The sequence below is a fragment of the Flammeovirga sp. OC4 genome, assembly GCF_000812565.1.
Lineage (GTDB): Bacteria > Bacteroidota > Bacteroidia > Cytophagales > Flammeovirgaceae > Flammeovirga.
Window position 1 is genome coordinate 1 of record NZ_JTAM01000020.1, and the last position, 17715, is coordinate 17715.

Consider the following 17715-nt stretch of genomic DNA (forward strand, 5'->3'; position numbering starts at 1 on the left):
ATAAGAGAAATTAAATGAATTGACGGAAACTTAGTTTACAATGTATTCAGTTTTATGAACTATTGCTATCAAAAACGAAACCCAGCAACCAATACATCATCGACTTGATCATTCTCTTCAGTTTTAGTATTCTTCCATTTGAGGAATTCTGAATCCAACAATTGCTTTTGTATCGCAGTTGGTTCATGGGCGATTTGCTGTAAGAATGATCTAAATTGATGACCAGTGTATTTCTTATCCAAAACACCTCCAAATTGATCTCTAAATCCATCAGAGTAGAGGTACATCATCATACCTGCCTCCATTTCAATACTAATATTTCTACATTTATTAATGGGAGAAATATTACCTCCAATATAGTAGCGGCCACCTCTGTAAAACTCAATCCCTTCTTTTTTTACAAATAAAACAGGGCTTTTAGCACCACAGAAAGTAATACTGTTTTCATCATGGTAAAGTGGTACACGAATGACTGACAAGGCCATGCCATCATTGTTATGAGTAGAATTTTGTTGTAATAAAGTATTGAGGCGTAGATGCATTTTCTCAATAATATGAATAGGGTCATCTACATTTTCTTGTGTGACAAGGCGGTTCAGAATAGAAATTCCCAACATACTCATTAAGGCACCGGGTACGCCATGTCCGGTACAATCACCAACCACAATGACTTGAGCATTTTCGGATTTTCCAAACCAGTAAAAGTCACCACTTACAATATGTTTGGGAGCAGAGTAGTTAAAATATTCCGTTACTTTCTCAATGTCGTAGAAAGGCAGTGGTAGCATTGCGTTTTGAATACGCTGAGCATACTGTAAACTTTCTTGCATGTCATTATAGTGGCTGGAAAGAATATCTTTTTGTTGATTAATAAATTCTTTTTGTGATTGGAGTTTCTCGTTTTGCTCTAAAGTCAATTGGAACAACGAGTCCGATTTTGTTTTTTCTTCCTTCAGTAAAATATGACTTTTAAAGTGCCTGAAGGTATTGTTGTATTTGACAAAAAGTACAACAATACTGATAATGCTGACGGCAATGAAATTAGGAATGTCATAGGAAGAGGTAAAAGCACCGTATTGATAATAAATAGAAGCTGTAAAAGTAGAGGCACCAACACCGATAATACCGATGGCAACAGAAGTGGGCATTATACTATAGATTAATGCCGTAAATTGAAATCCAGTAATAACGTATAGGCCTGAAAGAAAATAATCAGGTTGCTCATAAGCGAGAAAAGCCACGGCATACAAACTATAAATAATAGAGGTAATGGTGACAGTATACATCGGAATCCAATAGTTTTTTAGTTTTCCGTCTTTTGAGTTTGTAAAACGAAGAACAATCAAAACTAAAGAGAAAATGATAGAAGGAATTCTACTGAATGTAAAAAGAGAGGAAGGTTCAAATACTCTAAAGTCATCTAATACATAGTAGGAGATGATCATCAGATAACTTATAAAGAAAAAAGGTATGGCAGAATAGCACTTTCTGATACGTTCTTGACGGTATAAAGCTAGTAAGTGGTCATCCTCTTTAGATACAGTAAATGGAAGAAGCATAAATAAAATTGCTGGCCCAGAAAATAATAATATGAAAGTTGAAGGAACAAGAGTGTGACAAGAGCTATTTTTTGCCAATCATTCTTCTAAACATTCGTTTTTCGAATTCCCAGAAAAATTTAAACTGTCCCAGAAGTGTTCCCCAAACAAGAAGAAGCACCTGATAACAAGGGAGACCAATAAAGAAAAATGCAAGTACTCTGATCCAAGTACTGGTCTCGCTGGTAATGCCAAATAATGGATAAACATAAGGCTTTACAGTGTACATAAATGTTGTACCAGTGAGTGCAAAGACAAGTAATATAACACCTACTTGCCAACCACTTTTAACGTTCCACCTCTTTTTTAGTGTATCTATAAACCCCATATTATCGACTTAAATTGTAAACCAAAGTTAGTGAAAAAAGTATTAAGATATGTTTATTCTCATATAATTTATGAGCATTTCATTGTAAATCAAAATTTGTTATTTATATTTGATCTAAATAAAAATAACAAACACTCAATCGAGTCATAAAAAAGCATTGTGAAATGTGTAGAGCAAAGAAATTATACTCAGAAAAAGAACTAATTATAAGTCAATGTCAGGATTGTAAAAAAGTAGGTATACATCTGAAAGGCCTATTATTCAATTTTGAACAAAATGAATTTTTCAATTACGCTAAAAAGATATCAAGTATCGATTTTCATCAACATTCATTTCAATTTGATGATGGAGAAGGAAGATTGATTTTGAAGACAAAAGATAAACAAGTGAATTACTGTTTGAGTCATGAGGAGTTTGAAGACCTGAAGACAGGGATGCAGATAGCCATATTAATGATTGAAACAGAAAAGATCTTGAGCAAAGCATCATAACCCAATAAACTTGCTATATGAGATAAGTTTATAAAATTCCCTATCGGCTAGAGGTTCTAGTCATGATAAAGTGTCGATCAACGATGATTCTTCGTTGAAGTTTCCTATAATTTTTTATGTAGATTAGAAAATCTTAATCACATTTAAACCTCAACTATTTATATGGTTGAGGTTTTTTGTTTTGAAGTACCGAATAAGTCGGTATAGAATATAGATGCAGATCAGTCCATAAAAAGCAGGAGTAGTAATAGTACTTGTAGGGTAGTCGGCACCAAAAGTAATACTTGAGTAAGCAATCAATAGCATGATCAATACACTTCCTAAAGTAAAACCATAAATGATATTGGAGGTCGTCAAGAGAGGATATTTTTGCACTCTTTTTTTCTCCGTTCTTTTGTAATAAACAAAGAAACCACTAATCCCTAAAAAGCCTCCAATCAATCCCAAAAAGCAGTAGATCACTTTCAATCCTATACCCCAAAAATCTCCAAAATGTAGGGCTTCTTGCATATAGAAAATATGACTTCCTATTCCTGTTTTTCGTAGATCAAGTTTATAAACCAGTGATAAATCGCCTTTATCAAAGACGACGAAATTGGTTTGCCTTTCATAGGGCATCCTAGGTATATTACCAAAAACAGAAACTGTTCGACTACCGTCGGCAGAGGATTTGATTTTTAAGGAAGTCAACTCAGGAAACTCTTTTTTGACTTGTGTCTGAAGGTGGATGAAATCAATCGCTGTTCGGTTATCTTCTGATTTTGATAAAGGAAATTCGGTAGGTTTGTAGATACCAGGACGGTCACCCATTAAAGGTTTTTGGATTTTGGGTTGCAATCCCAGCCAAGCCCCAGTAATGGCAATGATCAAATGGAAAACAATGGTGGCCAAACCAATAAACTTGTGAAGGTCTGCCCATTTCTGACGGCTTCTTTTGGTTCTGACTTTACCAAACTTTTGCTTTTTCGTAAAATCAAAATACAATGGAATACTCACGGCAAGTGAAATGAGCATACATACGCCTGCCAGTCCTACCCACTGTCTTCCATACCAGTGATCAAATAGTCTAACGTGGATATTTCTAATAAAAAACGACACAGTTTTATACATGTCTCTTTCTCCTACTACTTCACCATTGTAGGGATTGAAAAAAACTTCTTTTGCAATGTTACGTCCCTCTTCTTTAAGTCTAAATGATACTTTCCATGAGCGATCAACAGCTTCGGCGGGTTCAACTATATAACCGTTATGTTCGGGGTATGTATCAAGAATAGCGTAAATGTATTGATTGATGTTACCTACCTTTTCTTGGGGAGTAACATAAAATAATTCCTTATTTAATGAATGATCTATTTCAACTTTGAAAACCGCCAAAGCACCTGTAAAACTCAATATACAGATTACAAGACCGCTATACAGTCCCAGCCAGCTATGCCATTTCCAAAGTTGTTTTTTATTCATCATGTTGTTCCGTAGGGGCAGTCCTATGTGACTGCCCGCTGTATATTTTGTGTACCCCGAAGAGGTATTAGAATTTATAAGTTAACCCAATTGTGAAATTCCTTGGTGCACCAGGGAAAACTCTATCATAACTGTAACCACCTACATAATAAGTTTCGTTTGTAATATTTTTTAGGTTGGCTGAGATTCTGAAGTTTTTAAAATTATAATACATAGCCGCATCCCAAAGCAGGTAATCGTCCAAGACAAGGTCTGTGGTATTCGTATTTCTCTGACCAATATATTGACCACCAAAACCAACACCAAATCCTCTTAGCGTACCCTCTAGGAAATCATATTTAGCCCAGAAACCTGCTTGGTTTTGAGGAGCATTTTCCTTTTGTTTCCCGATCTCATCAGGATTATCTGACTCGGTGATAATGGCATTATTGAAGGCATAATTTGTCGTTAAACTTAAGTTTTTTGTGATTTGCCCGTTGACCTCAATTTCGAAACCTTTCGATTGCTCTTGGCCTCTTTGTATCAGACGATCCACATCATTAGGGTCTTGTACCAAAATATTGTTGACCGTGATCCAATAGACAGAGGTAGTTGCAGACAACTTTCCGTCAAAAAACTCTCCTTTCAAACCTGTTTCCCACATGCTGGAGATTCTCGGATCAAAAGGTCCTCCATTTTGTTCAGCATTCATACCAAAGTCTTGTGGTTCAAAACCTTCAGTGTACGTGCCGTATAAGTTGATGGTATTGGTCAACTCATACGTGATGCCTAAACGGGGCAGTAATGCTGATTGTTCTTTTGTTTGTGTATTACCATTCTCTAAACGCACATCTTTGTAAAACTCTTGACGGAGCCCCACCAAGACATTTAATTTCTTGTAATTGAGTTGTTCTTGAATGTAAAAACCAGTGGTGTAGTTTTTAGTATATGCTGTAGTTCCCATGTGGATAGTTCTTTTTGGATCGAAATCATAATCCGAAGGGTTACTATTTCCGTATTGAGGGTTATCCAAATCAAAATTAGGAACACCTTGCGCTTCACCACGAGCTTGTCTCTCGTTTTTATCATACACTTTTTCGCTGTAATCCATTCCTACCATTACAGTATGTTTTACCTGTCCAGTATTGAATTTTGAGACAAAATAGTTCGTGATGTTATCAGAATTTTGATATTCCTCTCTTTCCACATAACGCATCTCTAATACACTAGGAGAAATGTATTTTCCGTTAGTTCTGTGCTCGGCAAGGTCCGATTCAGACCTAAACATGAGGTAGGAAGAGTTGAAAGACAGCCAGTCCGTAATTTTCTGATTCCAAGAGAATGTAATGTATAAATTATCATTATTGAGGTGATCTCCTGGCTGGGAAGTAGAAAGATGTATGGGTGTCTGATTTAAGTCCTTACTACCTTCATAATTGGGCTTTCCACGGTCCAAAACGGTATTGTTTTTCATATAGACCATGTCCACATTGAATTTAGTATTATCAGATGGCATATAAGAAATGGAAGGAGCCACATAGAAGGATTCTCCACCACTATTATCTCTGAAAGAATCAGTGGATTGATAGCCTGTATTTAAGCGGTATAAGACTTTTTTATTTTTAGTAAGCGGGCCTGTAACGTCTACATTGGCACTGTAAGTATTAAAACTGCCAGCAGAGACGGTTGCTGTTCCTTGTTGCGTAGTTAAAGGTTTTTTCGTGACAAAGTTGATGGTTCCTCCAGGGTTCGCATTGGCAAACAAAGCAGAAGCAGGTCCTTTGATCACTTCCACTCTTTCATATAAACCAATAATAGGCTGCGTCCACATATTGAAAGAAGTCTTAAGACCATTCACTAACTGACCATCTTGATTTCTATAGCCTCTTACCGTAAAATCATTGTAGATGGTATGTTGGTTGACCCCTGCAATATTTCTCACAACATCACTTAAATAGTAAGCTTGCTGATCAATGATCAATTCTTTAGTGACAGTAGAAATGGACTGAGGTACGTCTTTAATCAGTGTTCCTGTCCTTGTTGCACTAAAAGTATAGGAGTTGTTATAGGATTCTTCTTCTACACCAAGAATCTCTACTTGTTGAAGTTCTCTTGTATTTTCTTTTAGAGAAAGTGAGAGATTGATTTCTTTCCCTTTGATAACCCGAATGTTGGTGATAGACTTTTCGTAGCCTACAAAGTAAGCGACCAACTGATGTTCTCCTTCAGGGACATTGTTTAAAGTAAACAAACCATCATCAGTGGTTGTTTGACTGATACTTGTATTGAGTATACCCACACTTACACTCGGAAGTGCTTCCCCGTTTTGATCTGTTACTTTACCTGACACGGATTGTTGAGCTAACAGAACAATAGGAGATAGTAATAAAATTAGGGTAAGCCTTAAAATAGTCATGGTCTAATAAAGTGAATTGTTTCAGTTGCAAACATAATCCTTTATTTAGACTGATTCCATTTTGTAGATTGTTACTTTTTTAATAATTCCAAATTAACAGATGCTAGGTGGTTGGTTTAAAAGATGTTAATTGAAGTTTTTTCGATATTGATTCGGTGTTTGTCCTGTATTTTTCTTAAAGGCATAAGAGAAGTGTGCTCCTTGTTGGTAGCCTATTTTTTCAGAAATAGAAGATATTGGTAGGTCTGTTGTTTCTAAAAGTTCCTTAGCGTATTCAATTCTCTTTCTGGTAGCATATTCAAAGATCGTTTCATTGAAAGCTTCTTTAAAATACTTTTTAAGGTAGGAGGTGTTTAACCCTACGTTCTTAGCCAATTCTGTAATCGAAAATTGAATATGAAGCTTTGAGTCAATAAGTCTTTTGATTTGATCCAATTGTTCTTGGTAGGGGTGAATGGAGTCAATATCAGGTAACGTTTCAAGGTCATCGGTAATTTCAGAAAGCACTTCAAATATCTTTGCATTCAGAAACATCAACTGACAAACACCCCTTTTGGTTGATTGATTGATTTCTTCTATGTAAACAGAAAGTTGTTTAGAAATTGAAAAAGACAATCGATCGTTATCATTAAACACTGCTAGAATAAGTTGCTTTAAAGAAGGATGGAACAGCCCTTGTTCAAAGTAATTTTCTCTTAGTTCAATGATCAGAATATTGATCGGTTTTGTAAGGTTTAGCTCAAAACTCTTATCAATAGTATTAAAAAAAGTAGCGGTTTGAGGCTTTATCTTATGTGCTTTTTCTTGATAAGTAGACCATTCCACTTCATTCTTTTGATCTAAATTAAATACAATACACTTACTCTTTGTGGCTACATGAAGTGCTTCATGTTTAAATAAACATTTTTCAAGTTGAATTAAATAAATAGCCCATGACTCATAAGAGATAGCTTTTACATCACCCGTTCCGAAGTGAGGTAAATACTGCCTATGTTCATTTAATAATCCAAATTCTTCTTTCGAAGAAATAATGACTGTATTCTGCTTATTTATTTTATTAAAAAAGTGAAGCATTGCTTTATTTTCTTACCGGAAAAAATCTGATAACCTAATTAAATTGATTAGTTGTAGTGTCGAATTATTATAGATTGCTCTAATAATTTCTATCACAAAAGTAGTTTAATTTAGATTAATTAAAAATAGATGAAATGTTGTAATTCTGTTTGTGGAAAATTAAATAAAGTGTAAGTGTCATGTAATCAGGTTTTTATAGATGTTGCTAAGGTGGTTTGTTGAATTGTGTAAGCAATGTTTTTCTCATTTCGAAAAAATCATTTCCGATTTCGATAAACCTTTAAGGTCCTTTCCCCCTACATTTGTGTTGTTCTTATTTAGATTAATTATAAATAGAAGAAGAAATTATTCAACTCGTTCCTTTTCGCTTTAGCATCATTGATGATGTTCTCTTGTACAACAGGAGAGAAGAAAAATCAAGACAGTGCATCAACAGCCAATTCAAACACAGGTGAGAAAATTGGTGTGTTGTTAGTCAATCACGGTTCTCACTCAAAAGGGTGGAGACAGATGTTGAAAGATATTGAGATAGATGTGAAAGATGACATCATGAAAAGTGGTGAAATCACAGACGTTCGTACAGCATTTATGGAATATACAGAACCATCAATTGCTACTCAAATGAAGAAATTTGATGAAGAAAACTACGATAGAGTAATTGTAGTACCTATTTTCTTGACAATTTCATCACACACATCAAATGACATTCCTAACATTGTAGGATTGGCTAACGATCCAAAAGTGAAAGCGAGCTTAAAAGAAGAAGGTATTGAGACGTATACTTCAAAAGCTAGAGTAATTGTAACACCACTTTTAGATTTCCCTACAGTATTGAAGAAAAATATCACACGTAGAGCCAAAGCATTATCAAATGGTTCTGGAGACGAAGGTGTCGCTTTAATCGCTTATGGTGATGAGGAGTTTAACCAACAGTGGGAAGAAATGGTAGAGGATATCGGACGTTATTTGAAAGCACAAACGGGTATTGGTTCTATCTCTTACGGATGGTGTGGTCACTTGGTCAGATACTCTTCTGAGCCTACTAAAAAAGCAATTGACCAAATCTTAGAATTGGAAGAAAGAGCGATTGTTATCCCGGTATTGGTAGCTAATGATGAGCATTTCCAAGGTGAGATCATTCAGAAAGGTGTGGATATGGTAGAAGACCAAAAGCGTGTAGTATACAAACAAGATGCGATTCTTCCAGATGCGAACATCAATAAATGGGTAGTAAAAATCGTTGCTGAAACGGTTGCTGAGGTAAAAGGAAAAACGGTTGCTGCGAAATAGTAACAAGCATTAATAAATGTAATAAGTGCTTCGTGCACTTCTATATCGCAAGTGTTAAGCTGACAAGCGTCACTTGTGATTCAATATTGGCGAAGTCTCCCGACTTCGAAACAAATCAAAATAAAATTCGAAGTCAGGAGACTTCGCCAAAAAACAGTTCCAAGTGATGCTATCGCTTAACACTTGAAACAGAATAAAATGATTAAGTTTATATAAATCCGTTATTCGTAAATGTAATATCGGTTTTGTAAAAGTAGATTGATGAAACAGCAATTGAAAATAGATTATAGAAAGTCTATACTTACCCTCCTCGTTTTTGGTGTGTTTGGGTTCTTTGCTTATTACGGTCCGTTAGAAAGATCGGATCTGAATGAACATATCTCAACCATCGAGAATGAATTCTTTGCTCCAAAATTGGTGACAGATTTTGCAGTGAAACATACAGTACAGGCAGGAATGATTTCAGAAGGGAAAAGTTATGTTTTGGGAGAATACGGTATGGTAAGACCAATTGCGAAAAAACGAACAAAAGAAGCAGGGATGCTTTCTTTTCATTCTGGTATGGGTGAATCCCTTCACAACAAGGAATGGGCAAAGAACATAGCGGAAAGACTAAAAGAAAAATATGAAGATGATGCAGAGGTGGTCGTGAAAATGAAAGGTGATCTCTGCTATGCAGAAATTTATCAAAGCGGAAAATTAAAATCACTGTACTTTGAAAATATGCTTCATAACACCGTTCAAGGGTTTTCAGGACCTATTTATTTGGGTATGGAAATGACCTTGGGAGGAATGCTGGAAGAAGTAACTTACATTACATCGAAAGAAACAGAAAGCTACTTGAGAAAGGTATTAAGAAGCTCTTATTTAGAGCAATACCATCACTTAAGTACAAGAAATGATGACCATATCATTGATGCTGTTTCCGGTGCTACTATCACAACAAAAGCAATGGCAGATGGGGTGACAGAGGCCTTTGCGGTCACTGCCCCTCAGGTGCTATCCACTTACTATGACTATGATTTGGACGGTTTCCAAGTGAAGGCCGAACTGACTTATTGGTGGATTGTACACATCATTGTCATCGGAGCAATATTCTTATTCGCAATGTTGCCACAGATTAAGAAAACAAAGAAAACTAGATTGGCAGTTTCTATTTTCACAATGGCTTATATTGGTTTTGGAATGAACTCTTCGTTCACGTACATCACTTACCTGATGCCATTTATGGGAACAGAAGTCTCTCTTTTCTTGAGTATATATGCATTGATGACATTACTATCAGCAATTTGGGGCAAAAATGCCTATTGTTCTTATGTATGTCCTTTCGGTGCGGCACAAATGATCTCTTTGAAATATTCACCATTCAAATCAAAGAAATTATTTATCACTAACAAACAAGCTGAATACATCCGATATGCCTTGACAATCGTTCTTTTTGGAGGTTTTGTCTACGGTTATAAGGAGTTTGGCAATTACGAATTGTTCCCGGATTTATTCAGTACAGAACTTTCATCGTATTGGTTTTATGTCTCTTTAGCATTTATAGGTATTTCGATCAAATACCCTATGCTATGGTGTAGAGTGGCATGTCCGACAGGATGTGTTTTAGATGGATTGAAAGAGCTCTCGACGGTCAAAAATACAAAGAAAACAGGAAAGAAAATCGCAATCCCCCGCCGTGCGTCGTAGGGGTAGACCTATGTGTCTACCCATGTACCAAAAAGGTAGTCTGAAAGGTCTATCCACGTACCAAAAAGGTAGAGACATCGACCTTTCTAATAACATCAATAGTCCATGATTTCAATCGTGGGAAAGCAGTCCATGAAAAAATGGAAAATAGATATGAAAAATAAAATTACGATTTGTGTATTGATGTTGTGTTATGCAATCAGTACACTGGCACAAGTTCCTAAAGTCGAACTTGAAATTGTAGATTCCACAGAAGGCCTTCCATTAGTGGGAGCACACGTTTGTCTGATTTCAGCATCAGGAGAAAAGCAGTATTTCTCTTCCAATGGAGAAGGAAAAGTAACTATTTCTCTGGAAGAGAAAATGCAATGCATCGTTTCCTATACAGGATTCCAAACCAAAAAGCTGTACTTGGATGAAGGGCAGTCGATAAAGATAAAGTTAAAGCCGGATTTATTAATGCTTGATCAAGTGGTGAAAACGGCAAGCGTTGAGCCTGAACGTGTGGACCAATCCATCTATAGAGTGGGTATTATTACAGGTGATGTAATGGACAAACAAGGTGTCCAAAGCATTAGAGATGCCTTACGTTTTCAACCCAATATCAATTTGAGGGAGGATGCTATTTTAGGTACTCAAATCATTATGCAAGGGTTGGAAGGGCAGCATGTAAAGTTTCTAATTGATGGAATGCCAATCGTAGGAAGACAGGATGGTAATATTGATTTATCTCAAATTGATATGACACAGGTAGATCATATTGAAGTGATTGAAGGACCTATGTCTGTAGTGTATGGATCTAATGCACTAGCAGGTACAATTAATATCATCACTAAAGAAAATAAATATTACAGCTGGTCTCTTGACGCAGGAACTTACGCAGAGTCTATAGGGCAATTGAATGGAAATGTAAGTGTTCAAAGTAATAAAGGAAAATCAAAATTTGGGATTTCTGGAGGGTATAGGTATTTCAATGGACATGATCTTAGTACATCTAGTCGTAATATGGATTGGAATCCTAAAGACCAAATCAATGCAGACGCCTATTATGGTATTAAATTATCAGGGTGGAATACAAAGTTTGGGGTGAGATTAAGTAATGATGATCTTACGATCAAAGGAGAGTATCTTCAGCCTTATCGTGCTATTGATCAAAACTTTATTACTCAAAGAGTGACCTATTATGGTCAGTTTGATAAAAAATTTAGAGATAGTTCCTCTTTGGTTGGGCAAGTTTCTTACAATACTTACAAAAGAACAGGCCAAGAGTATGTTGTGAAGGAAGATCTTAATGAAGAAGATAAAAGAGGAGACGCAACTGTAGATCGGTTTGCGACTCTCAATGCTCGATTATCTTACGGAAAAGAGTTGAATTCTTGGTTGAATTGGCAATTAGGCTATGAGCTGAATCATGAAACAGGTGAAGGCGATAAAATTGAGTCTGGCACTGCATTGATCGAAAACTCTTTATGGTCGGATTTGAAAATTAATCTAACGAAGCAATTAGTATTACAACCGGGGTTGAGGTATATCAATCATAATACTTATAACGCTCCGCTAATTTACTCTACTCACTTGAAGTGGAACTCCGAAAACAACTGGTCTAGTAGAATATCGTTTGCTAAAGGTTTTAGAGCACCAAGTATGAAGGAGCTTTACATGGATTTTGTCGATACTAACCATAAGATTTATGGAAATGAAAATTTAAGTCCCGAAACATCACTGAGTACAACTGCTACCGTTTCTAAAACTTTTGATGTCGCAGATCATTCAGCATTGAAGTTAGACCTGACAGGGTTTAATAATCATCTCTATGATGTTATAGATCTTATAATGAGTACTGATGGGGTATCGTATTATTATGACAACTTTTCTCAAAAGAGAACGCATGGAGGTACATTTTCTGTCAATTACAATAATAACAATCGCCTGAAAATGAATGCAGGCGTAACATTGACAGGGATAGGTTATGATTTTAACGATTCGGGGAAATTCAATTTCGTTTACTCTACAGACTTTGTAGCAACGGCATCTTACTTCTGGCCTAACCTTGATCTTTCTATGCAATTGGATTACAAGTATACAGGAAAGAGGTTACAGCTGATCGTTGATCAAGAAGGAGATCAAGTAGGTGAGGGATCCGTGGATGCTTACAATATGCTGAACTATTCAGTAACTAAAAACTTTAAGAATAAACGTTTTTCACTCAATGGAGGTGTGAAAAATATCCTGGATGTCAATGATGTGACCAACACAACACAAGGTGGGGCACATACAGGGTCATCAAATATGTTGATTGCTTGGGGAAGAACTTATTTTATTTCTCTAAAGTATCATCTCAACAAGATTTAATTATAACAACAAATTTTTATACTAATTACGATGAAAAAGTCAATTTTCGCTAGTCTATTATTATCAGCTGCATTATTCTCATGTTCTGAAGAAGATACAGTAACAGTTCCATCAATACCACCGTTGGATGGTTCATCTTACACATTGCAAGTACCATTATACAGTACTCCAGATGTATATGAAGAAGGTTTTAATCACCACACACAACAAGTTGAAGAAGTGAAGTTGAGCTACAACCGCCAAGTATTTGTGGATCTTGATGCTGCTTCATTAACTTCAAATGCAGATACGCTTGGATACCATTACAACGACGAAGAGTATGTGAAATTTGATGTTTGGGATACTGAAAAAGATCATGCGGAAGGTAGCGAAGGTTGGGACATCGTATTGGCTTACTACAATGGTAAAGCACATGACGGTACAGAGTATGTGCCTTACATGATGACAGGAGCATTGGTCAACAAAGGAGAAACAAAAGCGATCCGTTTAAACAAAGAAGAATTGGAAGAAGGAGGAGAAACGTTCATCTCTTATGATGAAGTTTCTTACGCAGATGCAATGAACCTAACATTGTCATCAGAAGTTGATGCAATTGGTTCTGACTGGAAAGCATTAGATTTTGCTACATTCACTTATAAGATTGTTGAAAACCAATACTATATTATTGAAACAACTGATGGTGTTTTCTTCAAATTAGCATTTACAGGTTTTTACAACGATGATTTAGAGCAAGGTTATCCTGCCTTCAAATTCCAACGTTTGATAGCAGAATAATTTTATTGATATCTGTAAGGTTAAAATCCTTACGAAGCTAATTTAGAAGTGTGTATAACCGTAGCCTCGTATGAGGTTACGGTTTTCATTCTGTAAAAACAATACGGTTAATTGAATGGTTTAGTGTATTGTAAGTCATTTTTAGTTTCGTTTTTGAGTATCTGGAAAAGTAAATTGACAAAATATCGCACACCATGACTCAAGTCATGGGCAAGTGATACAGCCTCCATCAACACTAAAGTGTTACTTATGTTATCAACCTTCAAGGCTTCAGTCTTGATGAGGTTGAACTATCACCTGCTCATAGTTTTAACTATGGTGCACGAAACACCTGAGTGTTTAATACTTTTTTAAAAGTTGATGATAACGTAGTTTATTCTGTATTTTCTATTGAAACCATCACAATTTAGAAAAGAGAAAAGCCACTTTTCACACCAGAAAATAAGTTGTATCACATTCAAATTAAACTCGTCGAATTTCATAAAAAGTCTTTAACTTAAAGTCATGAAAAAAAATATTATCACCTTGCTATTGACCTTTTATACAATAGCAGCATTTTCACAAACGCCATTGAAAGCTTACCAAATCTTTGACAAAGAAGGAAAAGAAGTCACTTTTGAGGAAATGGCCGAAAGTCTTTCGAACTATGATGTTGTGTTTTTTGGAGAATTGCACAACAACCCAATTGCCCATTGGTTACAATTTGAATTAACAAAATCATTAGCAGAACAAAAAAACAATGAGATTGTGCTTGGAGCAGAAATGTTCGAAAAGGACAATCAATTAGTATTGGACGAGTATTTACAAGGTTTTATCAAAGAAGCTGTTTTAATCAAAGACGGCAAAGCATGGGACAACTATAAAACGGATTATGCCCCTTTAGTAGATTTTGCTAAAGCACATAACATCCCATTTATTGCCACTAACGTACCAAGAAGATACGCGAGTCTTGTTTCTAAAAAGGGATTGGCAGAGTTGGAGACATTGAGTAAGGAAGCGAAGAAAAACTATATCGCCCCTTTGCCTATCGAAGTACCTTACGAAAATCCATCTTACAAAGAAATGGAGCAAATGATGGCAGGGCACGGCATGACCGGAAAAGCAAAGCAATTTGTAGAAGCACAAGCCATCAAAGATGCAACGATGGGATATTCTATTGTGGAAGGATTAAAAAAGAAAAATAAGGGTAAATTATTCTTACATTATAACGGAGACTTCCACTCCAAAAATCATGAAGGAACAGTATGGTATGTCAATCATTATAATAAAAATTTGAAAGCAGGTGTTATTGCTTTTGGACAGCAAACTGACCTTTCAAAACTGTCTGATGAAAACAAAGGAACCAACGAATTTACCATTATATGTAATAGCAATATGACAAAAACCTTCTAAAAGAAGAGTAGATATAGTATTAAAAAAGAATTAAGAAGAGCATGTTTAGCACTTTGTTTTGATGAAAATAAGGGGTTAAACATGCTCTTTTTAGGTAAAATGACTTTTTTTTGAAAAAAATATAAAAAAACTGAGTACACCGGAAGGTTATGGTCCTTTATTGGATTGAAACTTTTAAATAGCTCAGTCTTTTTCGCTCAAAGGCTGATCTGAATTGATAAACAAAAATTAAATTACCATTACTATGAAAACTGTTTTTGGAATTATTGCTGCCCTAATTATTGTTATCGCCACTGCTACGACAGTGATGTATACTTCGGCTTTGCCGGGGTTAGATGATGAAGCGGTAACAATCACAAAGGCCAATGTTGGTACAGCTGTATCAATGCAGAAGTAATTATTTGTCGCTCAAAATTATTTCGCTCATAAAATTAAAGAAGTACTAGGATAAACGTTAACGGAGAGTTTTAGATTATTTTTCAAGTAGTGCTCTAGGGGCGTTGCTTTGCAACGTCCACACAAATCGTCATGGAAAATTTTCTAAGAAGTCTGTCAACCCTATGCCTATTGCTTAAGAGTGACGACGTTTTTCAAATTAGCTCAAAATAAAAATTAATTTACTATTACTATGAAAACTGTTTTTGCAATTATCGCTGTTATAATCATTGCTATTGCTGCTGTGACCACAATGATGTATAGCACTGCCTCTCCTGGATACCAAGAAAAAGAGGTAAAAGTATCTAATGTGGAAGCTGACACACTGGTTTCAGTAAAAAAATAACCAAGATTTAAGTTTAGGTTGAAAACGAGGCTATTACGTATGTAATAGCCTTTTTTGTCTGTGATATTTTAATAGATGATAATAGTATAAACTTTAAAAATTAATCGATCGTATGAATAACTGAAGCTTGTTTGTAATTCTACAATAAACTCAGTTTCGTTTATTGTTCCACTAATAAAATAATAAGGTATGCAAAAGTTATTATCGTTTTTCTTAGGTCTGTTGCTAATGGTAAGTAGTAGTGCATGTAAGGAAAGGACACTCAATGAAGCGATACCAAAGACTACCACTTTTGAATTATCGCATGGAACTTCAATAACGAAACAGCAAGGGTCATTTACAGATACCGTTAAGGTTTGGATTTATGCACCAGGAAAAATAGCAAGCCTTTTAGTGCAGAGTGAGGAATGGAACATTGATTTAGCGAAAAAGACCAATTCACATTATGAAGAGCAAATCCATGCTTCACTATTAAATGATAAATATTATTATCATGTCAAAGGAAATACAGAAGCAACCGTTTACCTTATGAAGAACGTTTTAAATGATCTTGAAGTGGGGCAACATAAATTCACATTTTATGTCAATGATGAACGCAATGACCCTAAAAATCAGGAAATAACCATCAATGTGATGGCCAAAAAGAAATAATACAGTGTTTATTTACCCGCTATTCTATACAATAAGGCTACCCACTTTGGGTGGCTTTTTTATTGAAATTCAGTTTATTAAGAAAAAAGTTTATTTGTTATTAATGGTTACTATTACTTGGAAATATTTTTATTGAGAAATAAAAGACCTACATTTGTGGTGCATGAGGTATCCGCTTTTGGATACACATAACTTTGTATTTACTTTTCATTTGAGATATAATCTTTTTTCGAAAACTTATTTATTGAATGTTTAATACTTATCAAGTTATACTTGGCAGGAACTTTTAGATATTCAATATGGGAAGATCTCAACAAACGTTTAACAAGTTAGAAAAGGACAAAAAGAAGAAAAAAAAGCGTGAAGAAAAACTAGCTAAGAAAGAAGAACAAAAAAAGAACAAAGTCAAAGGCGATCTTGAAAACATGATGGCTTATGTTGACGAGTTTGGAAACATTACTTCAACACCACCAGATCCAGATAAACCAAAGAAGAAAGTCAAGTTAGAAGATATTCAGATTTCGGTTTCTAAACAAGAAGATCTTGAAGATCAGAAGAGACAAGGTCGTGTGGATTATTATAATCCTGAAAAGAAATTTGGTTTTATCATCGAAAAAGGATCAAGAGAACGTTATTTTTTCCATATCAGTGATGTAGACGAAAACTATGATATTAAGGAAAAAGACTTTGTAGCGTTCGATTTGCAAGATACTCCTAGAGGAAGATCTTGCGTGGATATCGTAAAAAGTCCTAAAGATTAGTTTTTGTTGAGATTGAAAATCTACCAACTATCCGGTAGGAATAAAATCATAAAATTAGTATTGTAATACTTTTTTGTTGGATCATTGTGTTTTATGCAATGTGAGGACAAGAGGTATATTTTATATATAAATTCTGAAAAGAAGATTTTTAATTACATATAGTTATGAAACAAGGTACAGTAAAGTTTTTCAACGCTACAAAAGGTTTTGGTTTTATCGTAGATAGCGAGACAAACAACGAAATTTTTGTACACATCTCAGGTTGTATCGATGAGATCAAAGAAAACGATCAAGTACAATTTGAAGTTGAAGAAGGAAGAAGAGGTTTGAATGCGGTAAACGTTCAACTTTCATAAGCTGATTCAAGTTCTTGAAATGAAAGGCTACTCATGGTGAGTAGCCTTTTTTTGTACCTGTTTTTCTATGTTCTACTTCCTATCGCAAGGGTTAAGCCGGTAGGCGTCACTTGTGATGACATTTGGCGAAGTCTCCCGACTTCGAAATAAATGAAAGTGGGTGATTTTTCGTTCTAATTGAATCTACTATAGCAAAAGACTAAACCTCTGTTGTGTACAAAGACATCATTGAGCAGTTCTTCCCCGGCCTTGAAGGGAAAAGCGTTAAGAATGCAATGGCGCGAATGTTAAGCGAAAGCGTCATTCGTGTCCTACAGAT

16 protein-coding genes are annotated in these 17715 nt (G+C 35.4%); 11 read left to right on the forward strand and 5 right to left on the reverse strand.

Features of this window, described 5'->3' with window-relative positions; translation table 11 throughout:
* Positions 1 to 68: 68 nt before the first annotated feature.
* Positions 69 to 1559, reverse strand: a complete 1491-nt coding sequence (locus PL77_RS13810; RefSeq protein WP_044206283.1) for a PP2C family protein-serine/threonine phosphatase — start codon at positions 1557 to 1559, stop codon at positions 69 to 71.
* 64 nt (positions 1560 to 1623) lie between these two features.
* The gene (locus PL77_RS13815) at positions 1624 to 1926 is read right to left on the reverse strand and encodes a DUF6787 family protein (protein ID WP_044206286.1); all 303 of its coding nucleotides are present in this window, start codon (positions 1924 to 1926) and stop codon (positions 1624 to 1626) included.
* A gap of 164 nt (positions 1927 to 2090) precedes the next feature.
* Between PL77_RS13815 and PL77_RS13820 the strand changes: the two genes are divergently transcribed.
* A complete protein-coding gene (locus PL77_RS13820) occupies positions 2091 to 2417 on the forward strand; it encodes a DUF6686 family protein (protein ID WP_044206289.1) in 327 nt (108 codons plus the stop codon).
* A 150-nt stretch (positions 2418 to 2567) separates the two neighbouring features.
* Here PL77_RS13820 and PL77_RS13825 read toward each other — a convergent pair whose 3' ends face one another.
* From PL77_RS13825 to PL77_RS30565, 3 genes are all read right to left on the reverse strand, one after another.
* A complete protein-coding gene (locus PL77_RS13825; protein WP_052444401.1) occupies positions 2568 to 3881 on the reverse strand; it encodes a PepSY domain-containing protein in 1314 nt (437 codons plus the stop codon).
* A gap of 64 nt (positions 3882 to 3945) precedes the next feature.
* Entirely contained in the window at positions 3946 to 6273 is a 2328-nt protein-coding gene (locus PL77_RS13830) for a TonB-dependent receptor (RefSeq protein ID WP_044206290.1), read from the reverse strand.
* A gap of 126 nt (positions 6274 to 6399) precedes the next feature.
* On the reverse strand, positions 6400 to 7347 hold the full coding sequence (locus tag PL77_RS30565) for an AraC family transcriptional regulator (RefSeq protein ID WP_052444403.1): 948 nt from the start codon (positions 7345 to 7347) through the stop codon (positions 6400 to 6402).
* Positions 7348 to 7728: 381 nt separating this feature from the next.
* Here PL77_RS30565 and PL77_RS13840 point away from each other — a divergent pair, with 381 nt between their 5' ends.
* From PL77_RS13840 to PL77_RS13875, 10 genes are all read left to right on the forward strand, one after another.
* Positions 7729 to 8637, forward strand: a complete 909-nt coding sequence (locus PL77_RS13840; RefSeq protein WP_063769019.1) for a sirohydrochlorin chelatase — start codon at positions 7729 to 7731, stop codon at positions 8635 to 8637.
* A gap of 261 nt (positions 8638 to 8898) precedes the next feature.
* The gene (locus PL77_RS13845; protein WP_044206294.1) at positions 8899 to 10329 is read left to right on the forward strand and encodes an FMN-binding protein; all 1431 of its coding nucleotides are present in this window, start codon (positions 8899 to 8901) and stop codon (positions 10327 to 10329) included.
* Positions 10330 to 10434: 105 nt separating this feature from the next.
* Entirely contained in the window at positions 10435 to 12681 is a 2247-nt protein-coding gene (locus tag PL77_RS13850) for a TonB-dependent receptor (RefSeq protein WP_044206296.1), read from the forward strand.
* A 30-nt stretch (positions 12682 to 12711) separates the two neighbouring features.
* Positions 12712 to 13455 (forward strand): HmuY family protein, encoded by a 744-nt coding sequence (locus PL77_RS13855; protein ID WP_044206299.1) that lies wholly within the window; start codon positions 12712 to 12714, stop codon positions 13453 to 13455.
* A gap of 504 nt (positions 13456 to 13959) precedes the next feature.
* Entirely contained in the window at positions 13960 to 14847 is an 888-nt protein-coding gene (locus tag PL77_RS13860; RefSeq protein WP_044206301.1) for a ChaN family lipoprotein, read from the forward strand.
* 244 nt (positions 14848 to 15091) lie between these two features.
* Positions 15092 to 15244 carry a hypothetical protein gene (locus PL77_RS31770; protein ID WP_156152364.1) on the forward strand — a complete coding sequence of 51 codons (153 nt, stop codon included), beginning with the start codon at positions 15092 to 15094 and terminating at the stop codon, positions 15242 to 15244.
* A gap of 231 nt (positions 15245 to 15475) precedes the next feature.
* A complete protein-coding gene (locus PL77_RS31775) occupies positions 15476 to 15628 on the forward strand; it encodes a hypothetical protein (protein ID WP_156152365.1) in 153 nt (50 codons plus the stop codon).
* Between the two features lie 189 nt (positions 15629 to 15817).
* Positions 15818 to 16279, forward strand: a complete 462-nt coding sequence (locus PL77_RS13865; protein WP_156152366.1) for a hypothetical protein — start codon at positions 15818 to 15820, stop codon at positions 16277 to 16279.
* A gap of 299 nt (positions 16280 to 16578) precedes the next feature.
* Complete coding sequence (locus tag PL77_RS13870) at positions 16579 to 17040, forward strand: cold-shock protein (RefSeq protein ID WP_044206306.1); 462 nt, start codon at positions 16579 to 16581, stop codon at positions 17038 to 17040.
* A 164-nt stretch (positions 17041 to 17204) separates the two neighbouring features.
* A complete protein-coding gene (locus PL77_RS13875; protein WP_044206309.1) occupies positions 17205 to 17396 on the forward strand; it encodes a cold-shock protein in 192 nt (63 codons plus the stop codon).
* Positions 17397 to 17715: the final 319 nt, after the last annotated feature.